21 protein-coding genes and 1 pseudogene are annotated in these 23,023 nt (G+C 63.4%); 7 read left to right on the top strand and 15 right to left on the bottom strand.

All coding sequences use genetic code 11. The features are described from left to right. Nucleotides 1–122: 122 nt before the first annotated feature. The 13 genes and pseudogenes from ACW9IB_RS00355 to ACW9IB_RS00415 form a co-directional block, all read right to left on the bottom strand. Nucleotides 123–377, bottom strand: coding sequence for a DUF2934 domain-containing protein (locus ACW9IB_RS00355; protein ID WP_457411745.1), 255 nt, complete (start codon nucleotides 375–377; stop codon nucleotides 123–125). 23 nt (nucleotides 378–400) lie between these two features. Continuing rightward, on the bottom strand, nucleotides 401–3,163 hold the full coding sequence (locus ACW9IB_RS00360) for a malto-oligosyltrehalose synthase (protein WP_457411746.1): 2,763 nt from the start codon (nucleotides 3,161–3,163) through the stop codon (nucleotides 401–403). Beyond that, complete coding sequence (gene malQ / locus ACW9IB_RS00365) at nucleotides 3,160–5,244, bottom strand: 4-alpha-glucanotransferase (protein WP_457411747.1); 2,085 nt, start codon at nucleotides 5,242–5,244, stop codon at nucleotides 3,160–3,162. Before malQ ends, ACW9IB_RS00360 begins: the two co-directional genes overlap by 4 nt. Continuing rightward, complete coding sequence (treZ, locus tag ACW9IB_RS00370; RefSeq protein ID WP_457411749.1) at nucleotides 5,241–6,986, bottom strand: malto-oligosyltrehalose trehalohydrolase; 1,746 nt, start codon at nucleotides 6,984–6,986, stop codon at nucleotides 5,241–5,243. The genes malQ and treZ overlap by 4 nt, the downstream gene beginning before the upstream one ends. A gap of 19 nt (nucleotides 6,987–7,005) precedes the next feature. Beyond that, entirely contained in the window at nucleotides 7,006–8,562 is a 1,557-nt protein-coding gene (gene glgA / locus ACW9IB_RS00375; RefSeq protein WP_457411751.1) for a glycogen synthase GlgA, read from the bottom strand. A gap of 569 nt (nucleotides 8,563–9,131) precedes the next feature. Beyond that, the gene (locus ACW9IB_RS00380; RefSeq protein WP_457411753.1) at nucleotides 9,132–10,085 is read right to left on the bottom strand and encodes a D-2-hydroxyacid dehydrogenase family protein; all 954 of its coding nucleotides are present in this window, start codon (nucleotides 10,083–10,085) and stop codon (nucleotides 9,132–9,134) included. A gap of 26 nt (nucleotides 10,086–10,111) precedes the next feature. Next, a complete protein-coding gene (locus tag ACW9IB_RS00385; protein WP_457411755.1) occupies nucleotides 10,112–11,116 on the bottom strand; it encodes an alpha/beta fold hydrolase in 1,005 nt (334 codons plus the stop codon). Between the two features lie 56 nt (nucleotides 11,117–11,172). Beyond that, the gene (locus ACW9IB_RS00390; RefSeq protein ID WP_457411757.1) at nucleotides 11,173–11,610 is read right to left on the bottom strand and encodes a YqaA family protein; all 438 of its coding nucleotides are present in this window, start codon (nucleotides 11,608–11,610) and stop codon (nucleotides 11,173–11,175) included. A gap of 3 nt (nucleotides 11,611–11,613) precedes the next feature. Next, nucleotides 11,614–12,060, bottom strand: coding sequence for a DUF411 domain-containing protein (locus ACW9IB_RS00395; protein WP_457411758.1), 447 nt, complete (start codon nucleotides 12,058–12,060; stop codon nucleotides 11,614–11,616). A 98-nt stretch (nucleotides 12,061–12,158) separates the two neighbouring features. Continuing rightward, nucleotides 12,159–12,617, bottom strand: a complete 459-nt coding sequence (locus ACW9IB_RS00400; RefSeq protein WP_457364345.1) for an SRPBCC family protein — start codon at nucleotides 12,615–12,617, stop codon at nucleotides 12,159–12,161. A gap of 81 nt (nucleotides 12,618–12,698) precedes the next feature. Then, the gene (locus ACW9IB_RS00405; protein WP_457364482.1) at nucleotides 12,699–13,544 is read right to left on the bottom strand and encodes a methyl-accepting chemotaxis protein; all 846 of its coding nucleotides are present in this window, start codon (nucleotides 13,542–13,544) and stop codon (nucleotides 12,699–12,701) included. 15 nt (nucleotides 13,545–13,559) lie between these two features. Next, a pseudogene (locus ACW9IB_RS00410) lies at nucleotides 13,560–14,693 on the bottom strand (cache domain-containing protein); the annotation flags it as partial. 134 nt (nucleotides 14,694–14,827) lie between these two features. After that, nucleotides 14,828–15,823, bottom strand: a complete 996-nt coding sequence (locus ACW9IB_RS00415) for an aldo/keto reductase (RefSeq protein ID WP_457411760.1) — start codon at nucleotides 15,821–15,823, stop codon at nucleotides 14,828–14,830. 120 nt (nucleotides 15,824–15,943) lie between these two features. Here ACW9IB_RS00415 and ACW9IB_RS00420 point away from each other — a divergent pair, with 120 nt between their 5' ends. After that, nucleotides 15,944–16,855: a LysR family transcriptional regulator gene (locus tag ACW9IB_RS00420; protein ID WP_457411761.1), complete on the top strand. Its 912-nt coding sequence runs from the start codon at nucleotides 15,944–15,946 to the stop codon at nucleotides 16,853–16,855. Here the strand turns inward: ACW9IB_RS00420 and ACW9IB_RS00425 are convergent. Beyond that, nucleotides 16,852–17,757 (bottom strand): AraC family transcriptional regulator, encoded by a 906-nt coding sequence (locus ACW9IB_RS00425; protein ID WP_457411763.1) that lies wholly within the window; start codon nucleotides 17,755–17,757, stop codon nucleotides 16,852–16,854. The two genes, ACW9IB_RS00420 and ACW9IB_RS00425, sit on opposite strands and share 4 nt — an antisense overlap. Nucleotides 17,758–17,859: 102 nt before the next feature. Between ACW9IB_RS00425 and ACW9IB_RS00430 the strand changes: the two genes are divergently transcribed. The 6 genes from ACW9IB_RS00430 (at nucleotide 17,860) to ACW9IB_RS00455 (ending at nucleotide 22,581) form a co-directional block, all read left to right on the top strand. Beyond that, nucleotides 17,860–18,420 carry a carboxymuconolactone decarboxylase family protein gene (locus ACW9IB_RS00430; RefSeq protein WP_457364350.1) on the top strand — a complete coding sequence of 187 codons (561 nt, stop codon included), beginning with the start codon at nucleotides 17,860–17,862 and terminating at the stop codon, nucleotides 18,418–18,420. 51 nt (nucleotides 18,421–18,471) lie between these two features. Next, a complete protein-coding gene (locus tag ACW9IB_RS00435; protein WP_457364351.1) occupies nucleotides 18,472–19,533 on the top strand; it encodes an acyl-CoA dehydrogenase family protein in 1,062 nt (353 codons plus the stop codon). Continuing rightward, nucleotides 19,530–20,333: an ABC transporter ATP-binding protein gene (locus ACW9IB_RS00440; protein WP_457411765.1), complete on the top strand. Its 804-nt coding sequence runs from the start codon at nucleotides 19,530–19,532 to the stop codon at nucleotides 20,331–20,333. The genes ACW9IB_RS00435 and ACW9IB_RS00440 overlap by 4 nt, the downstream gene beginning before the upstream one ends. Continuing rightward, on the top strand, nucleotides 20,320–21,519 hold the full coding sequence (locus ACW9IB_RS00445) for an ABC transporter substrate-binding protein (RefSeq protein ID WP_457411766.1): 1,200 nt from the start codon (nucleotides 20,320–20,322) through the stop codon (nucleotides 21,517–21,519). The genes ACW9IB_RS00440 and ACW9IB_RS00445 overlap by 14 nt, the downstream gene beginning before the upstream one ends. A gap of 11 nt (nucleotides 21,520–21,530) precedes the next feature. Continuing rightward, nucleotides 21,531–22,277, top strand: a complete 747-nt coding sequence (locus ACW9IB_RS00450; protein WP_457411953.1) for an ABC transporter permease — start codon at nucleotides 21,531–21,533, stop codon at nucleotides 22,275–22,277. 115 nt (nucleotides 22,278–22,392) lie between these two features. Further along, nucleotides 22,393–22,581: a hypothetical protein gene (locus ACW9IB_RS00455; RefSeq protein ID WP_105521727.1), complete on the top strand. Its 189-nt coding sequence runs from the start codon at nucleotides 22,393–22,395 to the stop codon at nucleotides 22,579–22,581. A 26-nt stretch (nucleotides 22,582–22,607) separates the two neighbouring features. Here ACW9IB_RS00455 and ACW9IB_RS00460 read toward each other — a convergent pair whose 3' ends face one another. Then, nucleotides 22,608–22,991, bottom strand: a complete 384-nt coding sequence (locus ACW9IB_RS00460) for a fe2+ zn2+ uptake regulation protein (protein WP_457364354.1) — start codon at nucleotides 22,989–22,991, stop codon at nucleotides 22,608–22,610. Nucleotides 22,992–23,023: the final 32 nt, after the last annotated feature.

The raw sequence follows: 23,023 nt of genomic DNA on the forward strand, positions 1-23,023 counted from the left end.
GAATTGCTCCTGCAAGGTGTTTTTTGGGCCGAACGCGACCGCGCCGGCTGTGCGCCAGGCAAATCTCAAGTTCGGAGTGTGGTTTCCTGTGGGAGCTGGCTTGCTCCCACAGGGGATAGCCGTCAGCCCGCTGGCTTGGGCGGCGCCTTGGGCTTCTTGGGCGCGGCAGCTTTCGCAGCTGCGGGCTTGGCTTTGGGCGCAGCCTTCGGCGCGGTTTTCGGCTTGGCGGCCGCCTTGGGCTTGCTCGGCGTCAGGGCTTCGGCTTCCGCCAACTTGCGCGCCATCTCCCAGTGCCGCGTGTCCTGTCCATGGGGCTTGCCTTCAGACTCCCAGATCTGATGCGCCAATTCGCGTATGCGTTTGTCTTCAGTGCTCATCACAATGCTCCTCGCAGAAAATTTCAGCTTTGTCGATCATCAGAATTGGTGAAGACATTGACCGGGAGCTCCCCCAGGGCAGTGCTGATCAGCAGCTCCTTGTCTGGTGTGACTGCACCGGTATGAAAAAGTCCCTTCCAGTTTCGGGTCGGGGCGGCGAGCGGTAATTTCACCCGCGTATCGCCCCAAACCCGCGCATTGATCAGCGGGTGCACCGCGTTTTCCAGCAGGTGATGGGGCCAACGCGGCACCAGCACCAGCACCCATTGACCCGCCCATTCGCGGCTGAACGCTACGACGCGATCCGCCTGCGCGCCCACGACCTCCAGCGGCGTGTAGGTGCCGCTGTGGAACAGCTCGGGCCAGGCGTTGCGCAAGGCCAGGCCCTGGGCAATCACGGCTTGCTTGAGGCGTCCGTCGCGCCAATGGAACAGCAACTCGCCGAGGTCCGGCGGGGCGGCCAAGGCCTGTTGGCGCGCGATGAAGTCCACCGGACGACGGTTGTCCGGGTCGACGAGGCTGAAGTCCCAGAACTCGTCGCCCTGGTACAGGTCCGGCACGCCAGGCACGGTGATGCGAAGCAAGGATTGCGCCAGCCCGTTCACCGCACCAGCCGGGGCGATAACCTGAACAGCTGCGTTCAGGGCATCGCGCAAGGGCTGGCCGGCGTCACTGAGCAGCAGGCGCTTGAGGAAGCTTTCCACACCCTGCTCATAGGCGTCATTCGGTGCACTCCAACTGCTCTGCAGCTTGGCCTCGCGCAAGGCTTTTTGTTGCCATTGCCACAGGCGCTGTGCGTAGGCCTCGAGCGCCGCGTTATCCGTGAGGTCGAGGTCCAGCGGCCAACTGCCGAGCAACGCCTGGTAAAGGATCAGCTCATCGCCCGCCGACGGCGCCTCGGCGGCGTCACGCAACGGGGCGGCGAGTTCGCGCCAGTGGGCGACCTGCGTGGCATACCAGCCTGCGCATTCGCTCAGCACCGCCAGGCGCGCGCGGGTGTCCTCGCCGCGTTTGTGGTCATGGGTAGCGGTGGCCAGCAGGTTGTCGGGGAAGGCCCGCAGGCGTTGTTGGTTGACGGCATGGAAATCCGCCAACGGCGCACTGAACTGTTCGGTGCTGAAGCCCACGTCATTGCGCGACAACAGCACCGCCGAGCGATAGAACGCGGTGTCTTCCACGGCCTTGGCGGCGGCGGGCGAGGTCAGTTGCTGGAAGCGCACGCAGGCGTGCTTGAGGATCTTGCGTTCACGGCCCACCGGGCGATTGCGCCAGGGCTGGCCGCCGAGCCAGTTTTGCAGGTGTTCCAGCACCAGCCAGTCGCCTTCGCCCAGGGTGCTGCGCGCGCCGTCCATGGCCTGCTGGAACACCCGGTCGTCGGCGGCGCTGCGGCCCCGGGCACTGATGTAGGTGCGGTACACCGGAAAGTGCACGATCAGTTCCTGCAACGCCCGGCGGATGGCACCCAGAGTCAGGTCGCGGGTCATCACGTCGTCACGGGCCACTTGCAACAGGGCCTGGGCCACGCTTTCGAAGTCGCCTCCGAGGGAACCGTTGAGGATCTGCTGACGCGCCAGCCGCGCCTCGTCGATAAAGGCCGGCGGGCGTTCGCTGTGGTGCGCCCAGAGTTTGGCGAGGGTTTCGGCGCCCGCCGGATCATGTTGCAGCAAGGACACCTGGTCCATGAATTCGTAACCGGTGGTGCCATCTACCTGCCAGTCTTCGCGCAGGGTCTCGCCTTCGCCGAGGATCTTTTCCACGAAGATCGGCAAGTGCCGTCCGGGTGCCAGTGAATCCACCCGGCGGCGCAGTTTGCGGCAATACCCCCGAGGGTCGGCCAGGCCGTCGATATGGTCGATGCGCAAGCCATCCACCAGGCCGTCACTGATCAATTGGAAGATCTTGCCGTGGGTGGCTTCGAACACGGCGCTGCGCTCCACGCGCAGGCCGCCCAGCTCGTTCACATCGAAGAAGCGCCGCCAGTTGATGTCGTCTGCGGCGGTGCGCCAGCTGGCCAGGCGATAGGTCTGTTGTTCCAACAGTGGGTGCAGGCGCTCGAAGCCTTCGGGCTGGCGCCCGTCGAATGCGTTCAAGCGTTGTTCGATCAGGGCCGATACGTCGCGGGCCTGCTCGGCCAGCGCGCGCTTGAGCGGCACGGCGGCGGCGTGGGCGTCGTCCTGATAGGCCAGGGCGCTGAAACGCTCGGCCAGCGGCTTGAGCGGTTCGTCGGTGCCGAGTATGGCCGCGTAGTCCCGTGGGCAGATCGGGAAGCGGTGTTCGTAGTGCTGCGCATAAAACTCGCCCTGGGCCGCATCGAAGCGCAGCGCCAGGGTGCCGGTTTGCAGGGCTTCGCCGTAATCGCTGCCGAGGAACGGCATCAGCAGTTGGCCCTTGAGCAGCGGGTCGGGGGAGTGCCACTGAATGTCGAAGAATTCGCTGTAGGGGCTCAAGCGGCCCCATTCCAGCAGGTCGAGCCACCACGGGTTATCCGCGCCGCCCACGGCCATATGGTTGGACACGATGTCGAGGATCAGCCCCATGTCGTGTTCGCGCAGCGTGATCACCAAACGCCGCAACGCGGCCTCGCCACCCAGTTCCGGGTTGACGCGGGTGGGGTCGACCACATCGTAGCCGTGCATGGAACCGGCCCGCGCGCTGAGCAAGGGCGAGGCATAGAGATGGCTGATGCCCAGCTGCGCGAAGTACGGCACCAGCGGCACCGCATCATCCAGGGTGAAGCCTTTGTGAAATTGCAGGCGTTGGGTGGCGCGTAGCGGCAAGGCCTTCATCGGTCACGCTCGTAGGCCTGGTTGCGCGCCACGGCCAGTAGCTCCAGGCGGCGGGCGGCGTTGTCGTTGTCGAGCAGGGCACTGGCTTCCCCCGGCAGGCGTCGCCGCCAGTTGGGGTGTGTGTCGAGGGTGCCGGGCAGGTTGGCTTGTTCTTCGATGCCCAGTGCGTCTTCCAAGGGCAGCAACACCAACGGTGCGCGGGTGTGGCCGAGGTAGCGCACACTGGCGTCGAGCACGTGGTCGGTTTCGTTGCGGATCTCGTCGACGAAGTTCTGCGGGTCCTGGCTCAACGCCTGGCGCAGAGCCTGGCGTTCGCGCAGGCGGTGTTCGCTCCATTGTTCGACGGTAGGTGCGTCGATCAGGCTCAGTTGAATGTTCCACTCGATATCACGGCTGTGCCACCAGCCGTTGAGCGTGGGCAAGTCATGGGTGCTGGTGGTGGCCAGGGCGTTGTCCGGCCAGTCGAGGATCGGCTTGAACTGGCCATCGTGGTTTTGCTCGAACAGCAGCACGCGCATACCCAGAATCGAGCGACCGCTGAGTTTTTCGCGCAGGCCGTCGGGCACGGTGCCCAGGTCTTCACCCAGTACGATGGCCTGGTGCCGATGGGATTCCAGGGCCAGCAGGCGCAGCAGGTCATCCACCGGGTAATACAGGTAGGCGCCTTCCCGGGGCGAGGCGCCCAGGGGAATCACCCACAGGCGTTGCAGGCCCATCACATGGTCGATACGCAGACCGCCGGCATGGGCAAAGTTGGCGCGCAGCATCTCGATAAACGCGCGGAAGCCGTTGCGTTTCAAGCCTTCAGGGGAGAACGCGGAAATGCCCCAGCCCTGGCCGGCGCGGTTGAGAATATCCGGCGGCGCGCCGACGGTGAGGTCGGCCAGCAGTTCGTCCTGCCGGCTCCAGGCCTGGCTGCCACCACCGTCGGCACCCACCGCCAGGTCGGCGATCAGCCCGACGCCCATGCCACTGCCGCGCGCCGCTTGCTGGGCGCGCTCCAGGCTGCGGGCAACCAGCCATTGGGCGAAGGCGAAGTAGCCGATTTCATCCGCGTACTCCTCGGCGAATTGCGCCAGCGCGGGGCTCTGTGGGGTACGCCATTCCTGGGGCCAATGACGCCAGTCGAGGTCTTCGCCGGCCTCGGCACGCACCGCTTGCACGGCTTCGAAGCGGCAGTGGTTCTCCAGGGCTTCGCCGCCGGCCTGGCGGAAGCTCAGAAAGTCGGCATGCTGCGGATGCTGGCCGTGGCGGAAGTCTTCATACAAGGCGCGCAGCAAACGTTGCTTGGCGCTGGCGGCAGCGGGCCAGTCGATCAGGTTGTCCTGTTCCAGGGCATGCAGCGTCTCTGCCAGGCCGCTGGCCTCGATGGCGTTGCGCACTTCGCGCTCACCGAGGATGCAGGCCGGTGACGCGTAAAGGCTGTTGAGGAACAGTCGGCTCGACGGCGAATAGGGGCTGTAGCGCCCGGTGTCGGCACTGAACATTGCGTGCATCGGGCTGATTGCCAGGGCATCGGCGCCGCGTTCGGCGGCAGCGCGGGCCAGGTGTTCCAGGGCCAGGGTGTCGCCAAAACCGCCGTCGCCCAGACGCCGCAGTGCATAGAGCTGGGCGCTGAGGCCCCAGGCGCGGGCAGGGCGGCTGTTGACCGCTTCGGCCACGCTGTAGCAATGGGCCGGGGCCACGGCCAGGGTGAAGGTCTGCCCGTTGATGTGCACCTGGTGATAACCCAGGGCGATCACTCCGGGCAGCACGGCGTCGCCATCCAGGCGCAGGTCCAGGGTGTCGCCGTCTTCCAGGCTGACGCGGCACAGGGTGTCGGGCTCGAAGTAACGAGCCAGGTCGAGGCCTTCGCCGCTGTCGATGGTGAGCAAGGGCGGCAGGTGCTTGTCTTGTTGTATCTGTTCCAGCGCCAGCAGGCTGGCGTCGATTTCGGCATCGGTGTCGGCCGTGTGGCCCAGGCCTTTGAGAACGGCGCGCAGGGCGTCGGGTTTCACTCGTTGCGGGCGGCCGTTTGCGTCGATCCAATCGACGGCCAGACCCGCGCGGCTGGCGAGGATTTCCAGGTTCGCTTCGCTCAAGGGTGTTCTCCAACAGGGAATAGGGTGACGCGCGCGCCAAATGGCGCCAGTTGTGCGTCTTGATGGGCGGGCGTTTCGTACAGGCGCTGGCCGCAGGCAGGATGCTCCAGGGCGGTTGCGCCCAGGTTCAAGTCGATCTGCAACAGGCTGCCGTCGCCCAGTCGCCAACGTGCGCTGACGGCACCCGGTGCCAGCACCTGCGCGCCCAGGGCCACGCAGCCGGGCAGGTGCGGCAGGATATGGCGATGGCGCAAGCTCAGCAGGTGACGGTAGAACTGCGCGTGTTCGGGGTGGCTGAACGTCGGTGTGGATTGTTCGAAGGTTGCGGCGGCGTTGGGGTCTGGAATGCGCTTGCGTCGCTCAGGGTCCTTGAATGCGGTGAAGTCCGCGAATTCGTTGCGCCGGCCTTCGCGCACCGCTTCGGCCAGCTCGCCATGGTGGTCGGTGAAAAACAGGAACGGCTCGCTGGCGTTGACTTCATCGCCCATGAATAGCAGCGGAATCATGGGTGACAGCAACAGCAGCGTGGTCGCTGCCTTGAGTGCTTCGGGCGTGCAGAGCTGATGCAAGCGTTCGCCCAATGCTCGGTTGCCGATCTGGTCGTGGTTCTGCAAAAACAGCACGAAAGCGCTGGGCGGAAGGTGGGCGCTGGGTTCGCCGCGTGCATGGCCATGCCGGGTGGCTTCGCCCTGGTAGATGAAGCCTTCCCCCAGGCAGCGCGCGAGTTTGGCGGTGGTGTCTTCGGCGAAGTCGCGGTAATAGGCGTCGGTCTCTCCGGTAAGCAGCACGTGCAGGGCGTTGTGCCCGTCGTCATTCCATTGCGCGTCGAAGTGGTGCTCCAGCAGGTGCGCCTGGTTGAATTCGTTTTCCAGCACCAGCCACACATGTCGGCCAATGTCCGCCTGTTGGCGCACCCGTTCGGCCAGTTCCTGCAGAAACCCGGGGTTGTCGATGGCGTGCACGGCGTCCAGACGCAGGCCATCGAATCGGTACTCGAGCAGCCACATCAGCGCGTTATCGAGAAAAAAATCGCGCACTTCCCGGCGGTCGAAATCGATCCCGGCGCCCCAGGGCGTGTGCACGTCTTCGCGGAAAAAGCCCTTGGCGTACTGGCCGAGGTAATTGCCATCCGGGCCGAAGTGGTTGTAGACCACGTCGAGGATAACGGCCAGGCCGTGTTCGTGGGCGCAGTCGATCAAATGCTTGAGTTGTTCGGGCGTGCCATAGGACGCCTGGGGCGCATAAGGCAGCACCCCGTCGTAGCCCCAATTGCGCTCGCCGGGGAATTGCGCCAGGGGCATCAGTTCAATGGCGGTCACCCCCAGCTCGGCCAGGCGTGGCAAGTGGCGCTCCACGCCGGCATAGCCGCCCAGCGCACCGACATGCAGCTCGTAGATCACCGCTTCGTGCCAGGGGCGACCTTGCCAATGCGTATGCCGCCATTGGTAGGCCAGCGGATCGACCACCAGGCTCCAGCCATGCACATCCGACGCCTGGGCCCGAGACGCCGGGTCGGGTACATCCTTTTCCCCGTCGATATTGAAGCGGTAGCGCGTGCCCGCCGGGCAGGGTATTTCCGTTTCGAACCAGCCATCCGCCTGGGGCAGCATGGCGATGGACTTGCCGTCTTCCAGCTCGACGCTGACATAAAATGCGTCTGGCGCCCACAGAGCGAATCGCGTGTGTTGCGCGTCCAGCATGATTGCGCCGTGGGGCCAGGTTTCCAGAGTCCGTGACGGCATCTGCAGAGACCTCCCTTGGTTATTTCGTCGGTTTCCCCAGTGCCTTGGCCACCAGTTGTTCGTAGAGTTCGGCGTAGGGTTCCACCGCCTGGCACCAGTTGAACGGTTGAGTCATGGCGCGCGAACGCATGGCGTTGAGCAGGCCCGGGTAGGCGAAGACCTTGAACGCGCGGCTCAGGGCTTCTTCGAAGCTTTCCACGGTGGACTCGTTGAACAGGAAACCGGTGACGCCGTTTTCAATGGTGTCCGCCAGCCCGCCGGTGTTGCGCGCCACCGGCAGCGAACCGAAACGTTGGGCGTACATCTGGCTCAGGCCGCAGGGTTCATAACGCGATGGCATCAGCAGGAAATCACTGCCGGCGAACATGCGGCGTGCGTCGGTTTCGTTGAAGCCGATTCGTACGCCGACCCGGCCCGGGAAGCGCAGCGCCAGTTCGCGCATGGATTGTTCCTCCTCCGGCTCGCCGCGACCGATAACCGCGATCTGGCCGCCATGCTCGACGATAAAGCTGGCCACGGCTTCGGTGAGGTCCAGGCCCTTCTGGTAGACCAGCCGCGACACCACCGCAAACAGCGGGCCGGTGGAGTCGTCCAGGCCGAACAGTTCGCGCACGTGGACCGCGTTGACCGCCTTGCCGGCCCAGTCGCCGATATTGAAGTTGTGCATCAGGTGCGTATCGGTGGAGGTTTCCCAGCTTTCATCGATGCCGTTGGGGATGCCACTGAGCAAGCCTTGCTGGGTCTTGCTGGCGAGAAATCCATCCAGGCCGCAGCCGAATTCGGGGGTGGTGATTTCCTGGGCGTAGGTCGCGCTCACGGTGGTGATATGGCTGGAGTACGCCATGCCGGCCTTGAGGAACGACATCTTGCCGTAGAACTCCATGCCCTCCTGTTGCAGCGCATGGGGCGGAATGCCCAGCTCTGGCGTGGAAGCCAGGCTGACCACGCCCTGGTAGGCCAGGTTATGGATGGTGAACAGCGTCGGCGTGCGTGAACCACGCCAGTGCATATAGGCCGGAGCCAGGCCGGCGGGCCAATCGTGGGCGTGCACCAGGTCCGGGCACCAGTGAATCTGGGCGAGGTTGGCGGCCATGTCGGCGGCGGCCAGGCCCAGGCGGGCGAAGCGAATATGGTTGTCCGGCCAGTCGCGGCCGTTGTTGGCGCCGTAGGGCGTGCCTTCGCGCTCATAGAGCTCGGGGCAGATCAGCACGTAAATGACCAGGCCATCCTTGAGGTCCATACGCCCGATCTTGCACGGTGGCAATGCGGCATGACCGCCCAGCTCACCGATGATATGGATCGGGTTGTCGCTCTCCATCACCTGCGGGTAGCCGGGGATCAACACGCGCACATCATGCAGGTGCGCCATGGCACGGGGCAGGGCGGCGGACACGTCACCCAGGCCGCCTGTCTTGATCAGGTCGGCGAATTCCGAAGTGACAAACAACACTTTCTTGCGATTGGGGTTCTGACTCACGATCGGCCGCATAGTGGTGGGCAGGTCGGCCAACGATGTCGGCCCCCCTGCTGGCTGACTGAAACGCTCTCCCTGAGTATCTACTGCGGCACTGATCATAATGCACTCCCATCTGTTGGTCGGCTAATGGCCCGCTGCCACTAGCTCCGATTGGCCGCATCCTGCGGCCAGGCGCACAAGCGCTTTACAAACTGGCAAGGCGTATGCCAGTTGCACGGTCGGCGTAAAAAGATTGGATGGACGGGCATGGGGTGTGAACCGCGTGCGCTCGCCTTACCTGAAACTGGACCTACGGCAGAGTTGGAAAGTTTCGATTTTTTGCGGGGTTTTTGTTTTGGAACGGACCCATCGGTCATGAGTCTAGGACAGATCCCAGAGCCTGTAGGGGTTCTGGGGAAATTTTGTAGGACAAAAAACTTTTAAGCCTATGCCCAACTGGAAGGGGTGGGGGGACAGGTTGTAGTGAGCGGGCTGCTTTTTGTGGTGAGCGGGCTTGTCGAATCGTCGCACCGCCCGCGCCGGGTGGCGAAGCCGCCCCAATAAAAACGCCGCATCCCGTCAGACAGAATGCGGCGCCTGATTCCAGGGCCGCTTCGCGCCCCGGCGCAGGACAAGCCTGCTCACTACAGTGAGTATTACATCGGTGCGGCTTGCCCTCGATTGGTGCGTCAGCCCAGCACCCGAATAGGCGCCGCATTGGCCCAGGCATGAATGTCTTCGATCATCTGCACATAGAACTGCCGGTAGTTCTGTTCGCTGACGTAGCCCACGTGGGGCGTGGCCAGTACATTCGGCAGGCGGCGGAACGGGTGGCCTACCGGCAATGGCTCTTCGGCGTACACGTCCAGCGCCGCGCCGGCCAGGCTGCCACTTTCCAGGGCATGGATCAGCGCCTGTTCGTCGACGATCGGTCCGCGTGCGGTATTCACCAGGCGTGCGGTGGGTTTCATCCAGCCCAGGGCCTGGGCGTCCACCAGGCCACGGCTGCGTTCGCTGAGCACCAGGTGCACGGTGAGGATGTCGGCCTGCTCGAACAGGTCACGCTTGCTGACCCAGGTCACGCCTGACTCCGCTGCGCGCTCCGGGGTGAGGTTTTCACTCCACGCGATCACGCGCATGCCGAACGCCTGGGCGAATTTGGCCACCTTCTGGCCGATGCTGCCCAGCCCGAGAATGCCCAGGGTCTTGCCATGCAGGTCGCCCCCCAGGCCGATTTGCCAGTGGCCTGCGCGCAGGGAGTTGGCCTCGGCCACCAGGTTGCGGGTGGACGCCATGATCAACGCCCAAGTCAGTTCCGGCGCTGCGTGCTTGTAGCTGTCGGTGCCGCAGACCTGGATGCCCAGCGCCTTGGCCGCTTGAATGTCGATGGCGGCGTTGCGCATGCCGCCCGTCACCAGCAATTTGAGCCGGGGCAAGCCTTGCAGCAGAGCCTTGTCAAAGGTGGAGCGCTCGCGCATCACGCAGATCACCTCGAACCCCTGCAAACGCTCGATCATCGTGGCGGTATCCGCCGGGTAATCGTGCAGGAAATGCACCTGGCCCACGGCCGCAAGGCTCGACCAGTCCACTACGTCACTGGCCACATTCTGCCAATCATCAATGACTGCAATCTGTACCGACATTCACGAGTGCCTCGAAAAGGGTTGGATTAAAGGGCATTCAAGCCCTGCAACAGTGCGGCATGAAACCGGACCGGTTCTTCCATCTGCGGTGCATGCCCCAGGCCCGGGAATTCCACCAGGGTCGCGTGGGGGATCAGCTTGGCCGCTTGCTTGCCCAGTTCTGCGTAGCGACCGATCTTCGCCTTGACCGCCGGCGGGGCGATATCGCTGCCAATGGCAGTGGTGTCGGCGGTGCCGATCAACAACAGAGTGGGCATCTGCAGGTCCTTGAATTCGTAATAGACCGGCTGGGTGAAGATCATGTCGTAAATCAATGCCGAGTTCCATGCGACCTGAGTATGCCCCGGGCCTTGGTTGAGGCCGGCGAGCATGTCGACCCAACGCTCGTACTCGGGCTTCCAGCGCCCTGCGTAGTAGGTGTTGAGTTCGTACCGGCGGATGCCCTCGGCGCTGAGTTTCAGCTCGCGCTCATACCACTGGTCAACGCTGCGGTACGGCACGCCCAGGGCTTTCCAGTCTTCCAGGCCGATGGGGTTGACCAGCCCCAGCTGTTCGGTTTGCGTGGGGTAGAGCAGCGCATATCGGGTGGCCAGCATGCCGCCAGTGGAGTGGCCGATGATCGTGGCTTTATGGATGCCGAGCTTTTCCAGCAATTGGTGGGTGTTGATTGCCAGTTGCTGGAAGCTGTACTGATAGTGGTCCGGCTTGCTGGAGGTGCAGAAACCGATCTGGTCCGGTGCGATCACCCGGTAGCCGGCTTCGCTCAGGGCCTTGATCGAGTCCTCCCAGGTGGCGCCGCAAAAGTTCTTGCCGTGCATCAGCACCACGTTGCGCCCATTGGGTTGGCCCTTGGCGGGGACGTCCATGTAGCCCATCTGCAAGGCTTTGCCCTGGGACTCGAAATGGAAGTGTTCGACCGGGTAGGGGTAGGTGAAACCTTGCAGTTCAGGGCCGTAGGTGGGGCTGTCGGCAAAGGCGGGAACGGTGGCCAGCAGCAGGCTGGAAAGGCAGAGCGAGCGGATCAGCGGCATGGGGACGGCTCCGAAAACGAGTGCCCGGATGCTGTTGCCGGTGGATTAAGTGGGGATTAAGTCGGCACCCACTGCAAGGTCAGCGCGGCCAGCACGCCATAGCGCAGCCCCTTGGCCAGCGTCACCAGCAGCAGAAAACGCCACCAGGGCTCACGCATCACGCCCGCGACCAAGGTCAGCGGGTCGCCGATGATCGGCACCCAACTGAGCAGTAACGTCCAGTGCCCCCAGCGCGCGTAATGCCGGCGCGCCTTGTCCAGTTGCTTGTCGTTGACCGGAAACCAGCGTCGATCCTTGAAGTGTTCGATCCAGCGTCCCAGCCAGCCGTTCACCACGGAGCCCAGCACATTGCCCAGGGTGGCGACACCCAGCAGCAGCCACAGGGAATACTGGCCATTGAGCAGCAGCCCGACCAGCGCGGCTTCCGATTGCAGCGGCAGCAGCGTCGCGGCACCAAACGCCGCGACGAACAGCCCCAGATAGCCCGCCAGCACTGATCAGTGCGCCGGGTAGTCGGCCACGACCACATTGCGACCGTCGCGGCTCAGACCGATGACCTGATAGGCATCGCTGCGGCCATCCACTTCCATACCCGGCGAGCCGAGGGGCATGCCGGGAGCGGCGATGCCGAGCAGGTCGTCACGCTTGCGCAGGGCCATGACCTGGTCAGCGGGCACGTGGCCTTCGACGAACTTGCCGTCGATCACGGCGGTATGGCACGAGGCCAGGCGCGGTGTCACCCCCAGGCGTTGCTTGACGGCGCTCATATCGGTTTCGACGTGGTCATTGACCTTGAAGCCGTTGTTTTCCAGATGGCTGATCCACTTTTTGCAGCAGCCGCAATTGGCGTCGCGGTGCACGTCAATGGGGACCAGGTCGGCGGCCTGGACGAGGGAGGTGGTGAACAAGGCAGACAGCAAGACCAGGCGCAGTGGGGTTTTCATGGTGAGGCTCGCGGGTGGGAGAACGTCGTCAGAATGAGGCGATCATGACGACGTCATCGCAGGCAAGCCAGTTCATACCGGTGCGGAGTGTTTCCAAATTATACGAAAGGCGGGTTTTCCAGGCGGTGCTTGAGCTGGTCCAGGGCGATGGTCGAGAGCTCGATCATGCGCTCATGCAAAGTGACCAGTTGCAACTCGGTTTCGTAGGTGAGCACGCGTTTGAACAGCGTGCCGCCGCGAAAGGGTTGCAGGAAATAGTGGATGGAGCCGTCGACGGCCAGGGAGGTGAATACGGTCTTGAACTCCCCGGGGCGCCGGGCGATCTGCACGCGATAGCTCATGGGCACGCGCACGCCCAGCAGGTCGATGAACTCGGTGAAGCGGGTGCCGGCGGGGAGAGAGCCGGTGGTGCCGGTGTCGGCGCTGAGGGAAGTGGGGTGCCATTCGTGCCAGCGGTCTGGCTGGGTCACATACTCATACACCGCGTCGATGGGGGCCTGGATAAACCGTTCCTGACTGATCCGCTCCAAGCGGACCGATTGCTCGGCAGCGCGCATGGCACACCTCCTGTGTGACGACTGAGAACTGTCAGAATAGTCCCACTCCCGCGCTTTGCACGGGAGTGTCCACGCATTTTATCAACGGACTTTGAAGCGGCTCATCAAGGCAATCACCCGACCATTGGCCTCCAGCAGGCTCTGGGTGTTGGTTTGCGTGGCATGACCGCTTTGCACCAGCTCTTCGACCATCTGTCGGATCTGCACCATGCTGCGGTTGATCTCCTCGGTGACCGCGCTCTGTTGTTCGGCCGCCGTGGCGATCTGGGTGCTGAGGCTGTTGATATGGTTGACCGAGCCGGCCATCTCATCCAGGCCGCTGTTGACCCGTGCCGTGGCGTCCGCCGCCGACTGGCAACTGGCCTGGGTGTTTTCCATGGCGGCCACCGACGAACTCACGCCGCTGGTCAAGCGCGTGAGCATGTCGTTGATCTGCGAGGTGCTGGCCTGAGTGCGCGCGGCCAGGGCGCGGACTTCGTCGGCCACCACCGCAAACCCGCGCCCTTGCTCACCGGCACGCGCCGCCTCGATGGCGGCATTGAGTGCCAACAGGTTGGTCTGGCCGGCAATCGCACCAATCACACCGAGGGTTTCGGTGATGCGCGCGGCGTCCTGGCGCATGTTGTCCACCGTGTGGGTGGCGCTGGACACCTCGCCGATCAACGCGCTGACGCTGCTGGAGGCCTCGCCCACCACCACGCGAGAGCGATCGGCATGCTCGTTGGCGCGCTGGGTGAAGGCCGCGGTTTCGGCGGCGTTCTGTGCGACGGTGTCGGCGGTGGCGCTCATTTCGGTGATCGCCGTGACCGTCTGATCGGTTTCCGAAGCATGGCGCACCAGAATCTGGTTGGTCTGCGCCGAAGTGTGCTGCAACTGCGCAAGGCCCGAGGACATGGCGCCGGTGGCCTGGGTCACTTCACCAATCATGTTTTGCAGGTAGACGATAAAGCGGTTCACCGAGTGGCCGATGGCACCCAGTTCGTCTTCGGCCCGAATGGTGATGCGGCGCGTCAGGTCGGCATCGCCGGTGGACAAGGCATCGATATTGGTTTTCAGCATCCGCATGCGTTGCACCAGTTGGCGGATCGCATAGGCGGCCAGCAGTACCAGCAACACCACCATGGGGATTTGCAGCAGCGCGAGGCTGCCGAGCACATCATCGCGCTGGGCGGTGATCAGCGAGGTGGGCAGGGCGGTGGCCAGGAACCACGGCGTGCCTTCGATAGGGCGCATGTAGAAGGTGCTGGCCACGCCACCATTGTCGAACTCGCTGCGTTGCAACGCCTGGTCACGATGGGCGAGGGCCGCGCTGACCTGGGCGGCGAACGCCGAGGTGCCGGTCAGTTCGCTGATGTTTTTCAGCACGACCGGGCCGTTGATGCGTGTGCTGTTGCTGATGATCTTGCCGTCGCCTTCGACGATCAGCAGTTGACCGCCGATGTCTTTTTCCTTGCTGGCCACCAGGTCATTGAAGAAGCCCAGGGTCACATCGATGGTGGCGACGCCATAGGGCACGCCGTCGCGCTGGATGGCCATGGCACAGTTGGTGCGCGGCTCCTGGCTGGCGTCGTCCTTGTAGGCCGCCGCCCAGGCGCACTGGCCCCGGGGCGCGGCGAGGCCGCCCTTGTACCAGCTCTGGTCGTAATAATTGGGGGCGGGGTCGCTGTTCCAGAACGTGTTGACCACCAGCTTGCCCGAGGCGTCGCGGTGCCAGAAGGTGCTGTGCTTGTTGCGCCCCGGCGTGCGCTGATCGGGCAGCGGCCAGATACCGCCGCCAAACACCTTCAGTTCGCCATACTGGTCGACCAGGCCGGGCAGGACCTTGTCGATGGCATCGCTGTCCAGCAGCGGCACCGTCTGGGTGATGCTGCGTTGCTGGGCCTGAACCTTGTTCAGTTCGCCCTTGATCTGGTCGGCCACTTCGGCGACACGGTTGAGCACCACCTGTTCCTCGGTGTGACGCAGCGTGGGCGCGACCAACTGGCCGATGCCGACCACGGTCAACACGAACAACACCAGGACGAACAGCACCAGAAACAGGGTATAGCGGGCTTGGATGGAGCGCAGTGGGGGCATGGCAGTCGTCCTTACGAAGCGTTTGTTGTCGACGCGGCTTTATTGGAGCTTCGTAGGGCTATCGGCTTGGGAGGGAGGAGCTTTAGGTACGATCGTGCTAAAAAAGAGCGCCTTTTTCGGAGGCGCTCTCCGGGTCAGATATTCAGCATCGCCATGACCGCTTCCGGGTAGCGCGAGCCGGCCGTGGCTTCCAATGGAAAGATCGCTTCCAGTGTCGCCAGCTCGCTCGGGCTGAGTCGGATCGAAACCGCTGCCACATTTTCCTCCAGGTATTTACGTTGCTTGGTGCCGGGGATCGGGATGATGAAATCACCCTGTGCCAGCACCCAGGCCAGGGCCAGTTGCCCGGCGCTGATGCCCTTGTCGGTGGCCAACCGCTGTACCTGTTTGACCAGCTCAAGGTTTTTGCCGAAGTTCTCCCCTTGAAAACGCGGGCTGGAGCGACGGTAGTCATCGGCACCGAAGTCGTCCGAGCTTTGCAGTGCACCGGTCAGAAACCCGCGGCCCAGTGGACTGTAGGGCACGAAGGCGACGCCCAGGCGCCGGCAGGCGGCGAGGCAGCCGTTGTGTTCCTGATCTCGGCTCCACAGGGAGTATTCGCTTTGCAGGGCGCTGATCGGATGTACTTTGTGCGCGCGCTCCAGGGTCGCGGCGGAGGCTTCGCTCAAGCCCAGGTAACGCACCTTGCCTTGTTGCACCAAGTCGGCCATGGCTCCGACGGTTTCTTCGATTGGCACATTCGGGTCGATGCGGTGCTGGTAATACAGGTCCAGGGTGTCGACGCCCAGCCGTTGCAGGGTGCCGTCGATAGCGGTGCGGATGTATTCGGGGCGGCCATTCACACCGCGCAACGCGGGGTTGGCCGGGTCGCGCAGAATGCCGAACTTGCTGGCCAGGAACACTTGGTCGCGCTTGCCGGCAATGGCTTTGCCGATCAATCTTTCGTTGGTGTGCGGGCCATAAATGTCGGCGGTGTCGAGCAAGTTGACGCCCAGCTCCAGCGCGCGGTGCAGGGTTGCGGTGGCTTCCCGGGTGTCGCCGCCGGGGGTGTAGAAATCGCTCATGCCCATACAGCCGAGGCCGATGGCTGATACGAGGGGACCGTGGGTACCGAGTTGGCGGGTGTGCATGGGTTCAGCTCCTTGGGTGAGTAGGGCTGCATTGTTACGCTCGACAAAATCGAGATAAACCGGCTAAAAGTGCTATCAGTATTCGTAATATCTAAATAATCAGGCCGGGGGAGTCGTCATTTGGACCGTTTTAACGCGATGCGCGTGTTCACCCGGATCGTCGAGTTGCGAGGCTTTGCCAAGGCCGCCGACAGCCTGCAATTGCCCCGTGCCTCGGTGACCGTGCTGATCAAGCAACTCGAAGCGCATCTGGGGGTGCAACTGTTGCAACGCACCACGCGGCAAGTCAGCCCGACCCTGGATGGCGCAGCGTACTACCAGCGGTGCGTGCAGTTGCTGGCGGACCTGGAAGAAACCGAGGCGGTGTTTTCCACCCGCCGCCAGAACCCCAGCGGTACCTTGAGCGTGAATATGCCCTCGGGCATCGGACGCTTGATCGTGATCCCGGCATTGCCTGCCTTTGCGGCGCGTTATCCCCAGATCGAGCTGGAAATCGGCCTGAACGACCATCCGGTGGACTTGATCCGTGACGGCGTGGACTGCGTGCTGCGCGGTGGCCTGGCCCTGGATGAATCGCTGGTGGCGCGGCCCCTGGCGATGATGGACCAACTGACCCTGGCCAGTCCCGAATACCTGGCGCGCAAGGGTGTTCCGGGCTCAGTGGATGACCTGGTTGAGCATCAGATGGTGGAATACGTTTCCAGTGTCAGCGGTAAACGCTTTGGCCTGGAGTTCCAGGTAGGCAGCCAGTTACATAGCGTAAATTTGAAAAAGGGCTTGGCGGTGAACAGCTCCGATGGGTATTTCGCCGCGTGCGAAGCGGGATTCGGTTTGATTCAGGCGCCGCATTATCACGCCATGCGTCAACTGGCTGCCGGCACGCTGGTGGAGGTGTTGCCTCAGGTGGCGGTGCCCAAAATGGCGCTCTCGGCGCTGTACCCACCGCACCGTCAGTTGTCCCGACGCGTGCGAGTATTCGTGGACTGGCTGGTGGAACTCTGTGCCGAGCCCACCACCGGGTTGCGGCGCTAGCCCTGCGCCTTGCGATACGCCCCCGGCTGTTGCCCGGTGACCTTGTGGAATGCCCGGGTAAACGCCGCCACCGATTGATAACCCACCGCCAACGACACCTCCGCCACGGTCTGGTTGCCCTTGAACAGCTGGCAGGCGTGGCGCATGCGCATCATCAACAGCACCTGCCCCGGCGATTGCCCGCACAGTTCGTTGAAGCGCTTGAAGAATGCCGAGCGCGACAGGCCGGTGCTGGCCGCCATGCTTTCCAGGGTCCAGGCGTCGGCGGGGCGGGCGATCAATTGCTCCAGCAAGCCCGCAAACGCCGGCTGGCGGCCGAGTGCAGCAAGCCCGCCGAGCTCGGCGTTATCTCGCACCTGTTGGCGCAACACATACAGAAACAACAAATGACACAAACGTTCGAGCAGGGCGGGTGAGGGCGTCGGGGCAAGCTCGCACTCTTGCAGGATCAGTTCGAACAGGTTGCGCGCCGCGGTGAGCGACGGGTCGCCCGCGCGCAGAATGATCCAGGCGGGCAGGGTGTCGACGATCATCGCCGAGAGTCCGGACTGGAAGTGGAAAAAACCGCAGACCAGCCCCACGCCGTCGCTGGCGCTGCTGTCCAGCGGCAGCATCGGGCGGCGCGGGCATTCCTGTGCACCTTCTGCGGTGGGTTCTCCGGAGAGCCGATAAGCCAGGTCGCGCAACAGAAATACCGCGTCGCCATTGTCCAGGCGGTGCGGCGTGGTGTCGCCTTCGAGGTGCAGCCAGCATTGGCCCTGGACCACCAGATGGAAACTTGCGCTCGCCAGGCCGTGGGTACTCGCGTGCCAATCGCCGCAATAGCGGCCGACATGAAAGAGATTGGTGTTGAACTCGAGGCTATCTAATAACCAATCGACAAGTGCACTGGACGAATTCATCTAACGGAAAGACTCAAGAGCAAGTAATCGCTACTTTAGCCTATTGAGACGATTTTTTATAACCAACAGACTGGAGGCACGAACCCATCAGGAGACCACTCCATGTCCCGCGTACCTTTGCTCACCCCTGAAACCGCACCCGAAGCCGCCAAACCTTTCCTGGAAAACGCTCAAAAAGCCTCGGGTTTCATTCCCAACCTGCTGGCGGTGCTGGCCAATGCGCCCGCAGCGCTGGAAACCTACATCACCGTGTCGGGCCTTAACGCCAAATCGGAACTGAGCCTGGCCGACCGTGAGGTGGTGCAGTTGATTGCCGCCACCACCCATGGCTGCGATTTCTGCGTGGCCGGCCACACCGCCGTGGCGCGCAACAAGGCCAAGCTGCCCGAAGAGGTGATCGAGGCGCTGCGCCAGCGCGGCGAATTGCCCAATGCCCGTTATGAGACACTCGCCGCCTTCACCCGTGAAGTGATCGCCACCCGTGGCGATGTCAGCGATGCAGGTTTTGAAGCCTTCCGCGCGGCTGGTTACACCGACGGCCAGGCCCTGGAAGTTATTTTGGGCGTGAGCCTGGCAACCCTGTGCAACTTCGCTAACGTGTTTGCCCGTACCCCGCTGAACCCGGAGCTGGCGCAATACCGTTGGGAAAAGCCGGCAAGCTGAAGGCGCGTACGCGTTTGTGAAGGTCTACCGCTGTAAAAAGGAGAAACACCCATGCTTGACCCTATCTTGAGCCGTTGGCTCGATGTTCAAGCGCAGGCCCTGGACGTGGGCAGTTGCGATCCACAGGATGTGTTACCCCGCCTGGCCGAAGCCAATGTGCTACGCATTGGCGTGCCCACTCGGCTTGGCGGGCTGGGCGGTGATGTCACGGGGGCGGTGGAAGCCATCGCCAATGTCGCCAGCCATTCCCTGGCGGCGGCGTTTGTCTGCTGGGGCCAGCGTTCCTTTATCGAATACCTGCTGCAAAGTCCCAACGCGCGGCTGCGTGAGCAACTGATGCCGGACTTGCTCAACGGCACCCTGGCCGGTGCCACCGGGCTGTCGAATGCGATGAAGTTTCTGTCGGGGATCGAGAGCCTGCAAATCAGCGCCGAGCCTACGGCGGATGGCTGGACGCTCAACGGTCGCCTGCATTGGGTGACCAACCTGCGCAAGAATGGCTTTGTGGCGGCGGCGGCCATCGAGCATGCCGCCGGTGGCGCGCCGTTTATCCTGGCGATCCCGGATTCGGTGGCCGGTCTGCAACGCTCCCGTGACCTGGAACTGCTCGGCCTGCAATCAAGCAACACCGCAGCGTTGGGGCTGGAAGGCGTGGAACTGAGTCGCGACTGGTTGCTGCATGACGATGCGCGCAAATTCTTGCCGGCAGTACGCCCAGCCTTCCTGGGGTTGCAGTGCGGTATGTCGATCGGCCTGGCCCGGCGCTCCCTGGCGGAAGTCGCCAACCACCTGGGCGCCAGCCGCACCGTGCTGCGCGAAGAGCTGGAAGCCCTGCGGGTGACCCTTGATCATTTGGTCACCGAGCTCAAGAAAGGCCTGCTCGCCGAGCGCTTCGCCGCCGAGCCGGTGCCGTTGTTCAAGCTGCGCATCGCCTTGGCCGAAACGGCGGCCAGCGCCGTGCAACTCGAATTGCAGGCCAGTGGCGGCAAGGCCTACCTCACGGCCCATGGCAGCGGTTTTGCGCGGCGCTGGCGCGAGTCGGCGTTTGTGCCGATCGTGACGCCCAGCCTGGTGCAATTGCGCACCGAACTGCAACGTCAGGCCGGCCTGTGAGTGCGGCGGTATTGAGCGCCCGGGGCGTTTGCCTGGGGTACGCCAGCGGGCCAGTGTTGCAGGGCTTTGACCTCCAATTGCAGCCGGGTGAAGTGGTGTCGATCCTCGGCCCCAGCGGCGTAGGCAAGTCCAGCCTGTTGCGGGTGCTCGCCGGTTTGCAGGCCCCCCAGGGCGGCAGCGTGCAGGCCCTCGGCGAAGCCTTGCACGGGCCACATCCGCGGGTAGCGGTGGCGTTCCAGGACCCCAGCCTGTTGCCGTGGCTGAACCTGGAGAAAAACGTCGCGTTCGGCCTGGACTTCGCCCGACAACCGCACCTGAGCAGCACCGAGCGTCGGCGCCGTGTCGACCATGCCATTGCGGCGGTGGGCCTGGAACATGCGCGTCAGCAGTTTCCGGCGCAACTGTCCGGCGGCATGGCCCAGCGCACCGCGTTGGCCCGCTGTCTGGCGCGCCAGCCGCAAGTGCTGCTGTTGGACGAACCCTTCGGTGCCCTCGATGAAGTGACCCGTGCCGACATGCAACACCTGTTGCTCAAGGTCAACCGCGAGCAGGGTTCGGCAGCGGTGCTGATCACCCATGACATCGACGAAGCGCTGCTGTTGTCCGACCGCATTCTGCTACTGGGCAACCGCCCGGCGCGGACCCTCGGCGAATGGCACATCGACCTGGCGCACCCGCGCGAAGAACAGGTGGAAGCCATTGGCGCGCTGCGTATCGACATTCTCAAAACCCTACGGCAGGCGAGCCGCCCTCAACCCAACCCTCTTGATCTGCTGGAGCCTGCCCATGTGCCTGGATGACCTGACCCACTCGCGCCGCGACTTTCTCAAACTCTCGGCGGTGCTCAGTGCCGCCGGTGCCCTCCCGTTGTTGAGCAGCCTGCAGGCCCGCGCAGCCAGCGAGCCGGATGCACCGGTACGCATCGGCTACCTGCCGATCACCGACGCCACGCCCTTGCTGGTGGCGCACAACAATGGCCTGTTCGAAGCCGAGGGCATCAAGGCTGAACGTCCGGTACTGCTGCGCAGTTGGGCGCAGGTGATCGAGGCGTTCATTTCCGGCCAGGTCAACGTCATTCACCTGTTGTCGCCGATGACCGTGTGGGCGCGCTATGGCAGCAAGGTGCCGGCCAAGGTAGTGGCCTGGAACCATGTGGGCGGCTCGGGGCTGACGGTGGCACCGGGCATTACCGACGTGAAGCAGTTGGGCGGCAAGTCGGTGGCGATTCCGTTCTGGTATTCGATCCATAACGTGGTGGTGCAACAGCTGTTTCGCGACAACGGCCTGACGCCGGTGGCTCGCGCGACGGGCAGCGAGATTGCGCCCAATGAAGTCAACCTGGTCGTGCTGCCGCCGTCGGACATGCCGCCAGCCTTGGCCAGCAAGCGCATCGACGGGTATATCGTCGCCGAGCCGTTCAATGCCTTGGCGGAGAACCTCAAGGTCGGTCGTGTGCAACGCTTTACCGGCGATGTCTGGCGCAATCATGCGTGCTGCGTGGTGTTCATGCATGAACACGACCTGGCCAATCGTCCGGAGTGGTCGCAGAAGGTGGTCAATGCCATCGTCAAGGCCCAGGTGTGGACCCGTGATAATCGCGAAGAGGCAGTCAAACTGCTGTCCAAGGACGGCCCGAACCGCTACACCCCACATGCCGAGCCGGTGTTGAGCAAGGTGCTGGCGCCGGTGGCGGCCGATCGTGCGGCGTACCTGGCCGATGGGGCGATCCAGCACGCCAACTGGGACGAGCACCGCATCGACTTTCAGCCTTATCCGTTCCCCAGTTACACCGAAGAGCTGGTGCGCCGTTTGAAAGACACGCTGATCGAGGGCGACAAGAAATTCCTCGCCGACCTCGACCCGGCGTTCGTCGCCAAGGACCTGGTGGATGACCGCTTCGTGCGCAATGCCATCCAGGCAGTGGGCGGCATGAAAACCTTCGGTTTGCCGGACGGCTTTGAGCGGCACGAGGAGATTGGCGTTTGAATAACAGCAAAATCCCGGGCGCTTTGCTGGGACTGGGCGGTCTGGCCGCCCTGGTGGTGCTCTGGTGGCTGGGAGTGAAGATATTCGGGGCGGCCGACGGCTTGTCGGCGCGCTTTTCCGTAGCGGCCACCTTCAGCAGTCTGTGGGAGTTACTGGGGCGAGGTGAGTTGTACCTGCACGTGGCGGTGAGCCTCAAGCGCATCTTCGTCGGCTTGTTTCTGGCGTTGCTGGTGGGCGTGCCGCTGGGGCTGCTGGTGGGCAGTTCGCGCAATCTGGAGGCGGCGACCACGCCGGCGTTCCAGTTTTTGCGGATGATCTCGCCGCTGTCCTGGATGCCGATCGTGGTGATGCTGATGGGGGTAGGGGACCAGCCGATCTACTTCCTGCTGGCCTTTGCCGCCGTGTGGCCGATCATGCTCAACACCGCCGCTGGCGTTCGGCAACTCGACCCGCGCTGGCTGCAACTGAGCAAAAGCCTGAGCGCGACGCGTTGGGAAACTCTGCGGCGGGTGGTCATTCCCGGTGTGGTGGGGCATGTGTTGACGGGTGTGCGCTTGGCCATCGGTATTCTGTGGATCGTACTGGTGCCGTGCGAAATGCTGGGTGTCAGTGCAGGGCTTGGCTATTACATCCTCGACACCCGGGATCGCCTGGCCTATTCGGAACTGATGGCGATGGTATTGCTGATCGGGCTGCTGGGGTTCGCGCTGGATGCGTTCGCCCGCTGGCTGCATCAACGTTGGGTGCATGGCGGTTGATTGGCCGGGCCAGAGTTTCCTGTACCATGGGCGCCTGTCGGATCCGTTCGCCGTTGTACGCAGGGCGGGTCCGGCGCTTGGCACCGGCTACATTTTTCAGGTTCAGGAACCCGTCATGACACAAAAGCAACGTTTGAAGTATTCGATTCTGATCGCCCTGGCCGTACTGGCCTCGATGTTTGGCCTGTCCTACCTGCAGAACATCGGCGTGATCAGTGAGAAGACGTTCCAGACCATCGCCATTGCAATCGCTGTGGTCGTGGTGGTGATCAACGGCATCATGCGCCGCAAGGTCAAGCTCTGAATGTGAGGCAATGAGCCTGGCGTTAATCAGTCAGGCCGACCTTCGAGTACCTTGGCAGCCTCTTCATGGAGGCTGTAGCTTTTATCCGCGTTGAGGGTGATCACACCTTCGCTGCACAGACGCTTCAGCACTTCACGCACGCTGAGAAACGACAACGGGATGCCCAGCTCCATCAAATGGCTGTGCACGCCGCGCACGCCCAGGGTGCGCTGGTTGTCGGCTGCGGTGAGCAAGGCGTCGATGACCTTCAGCCGAATCAGGCTGGTGCGTAGCCCGAAACATTTGAGCAAGTGACGAATACGTTGGTTGCCCTGCTGTTCGGGCGCTTTGCCGAACGCACGGGCGCCGCCGCTGAAATTGGCGTCGGCAGTGGCTGAATGTCCATCCGTGGGCAGTTGCGGGTTGTACATGCAAAAAACTCCTTATCAGAGCCTGATCAGGA

The organism is Pseudomonas sp. SDO524_S393, assembly GCF_054071875.1.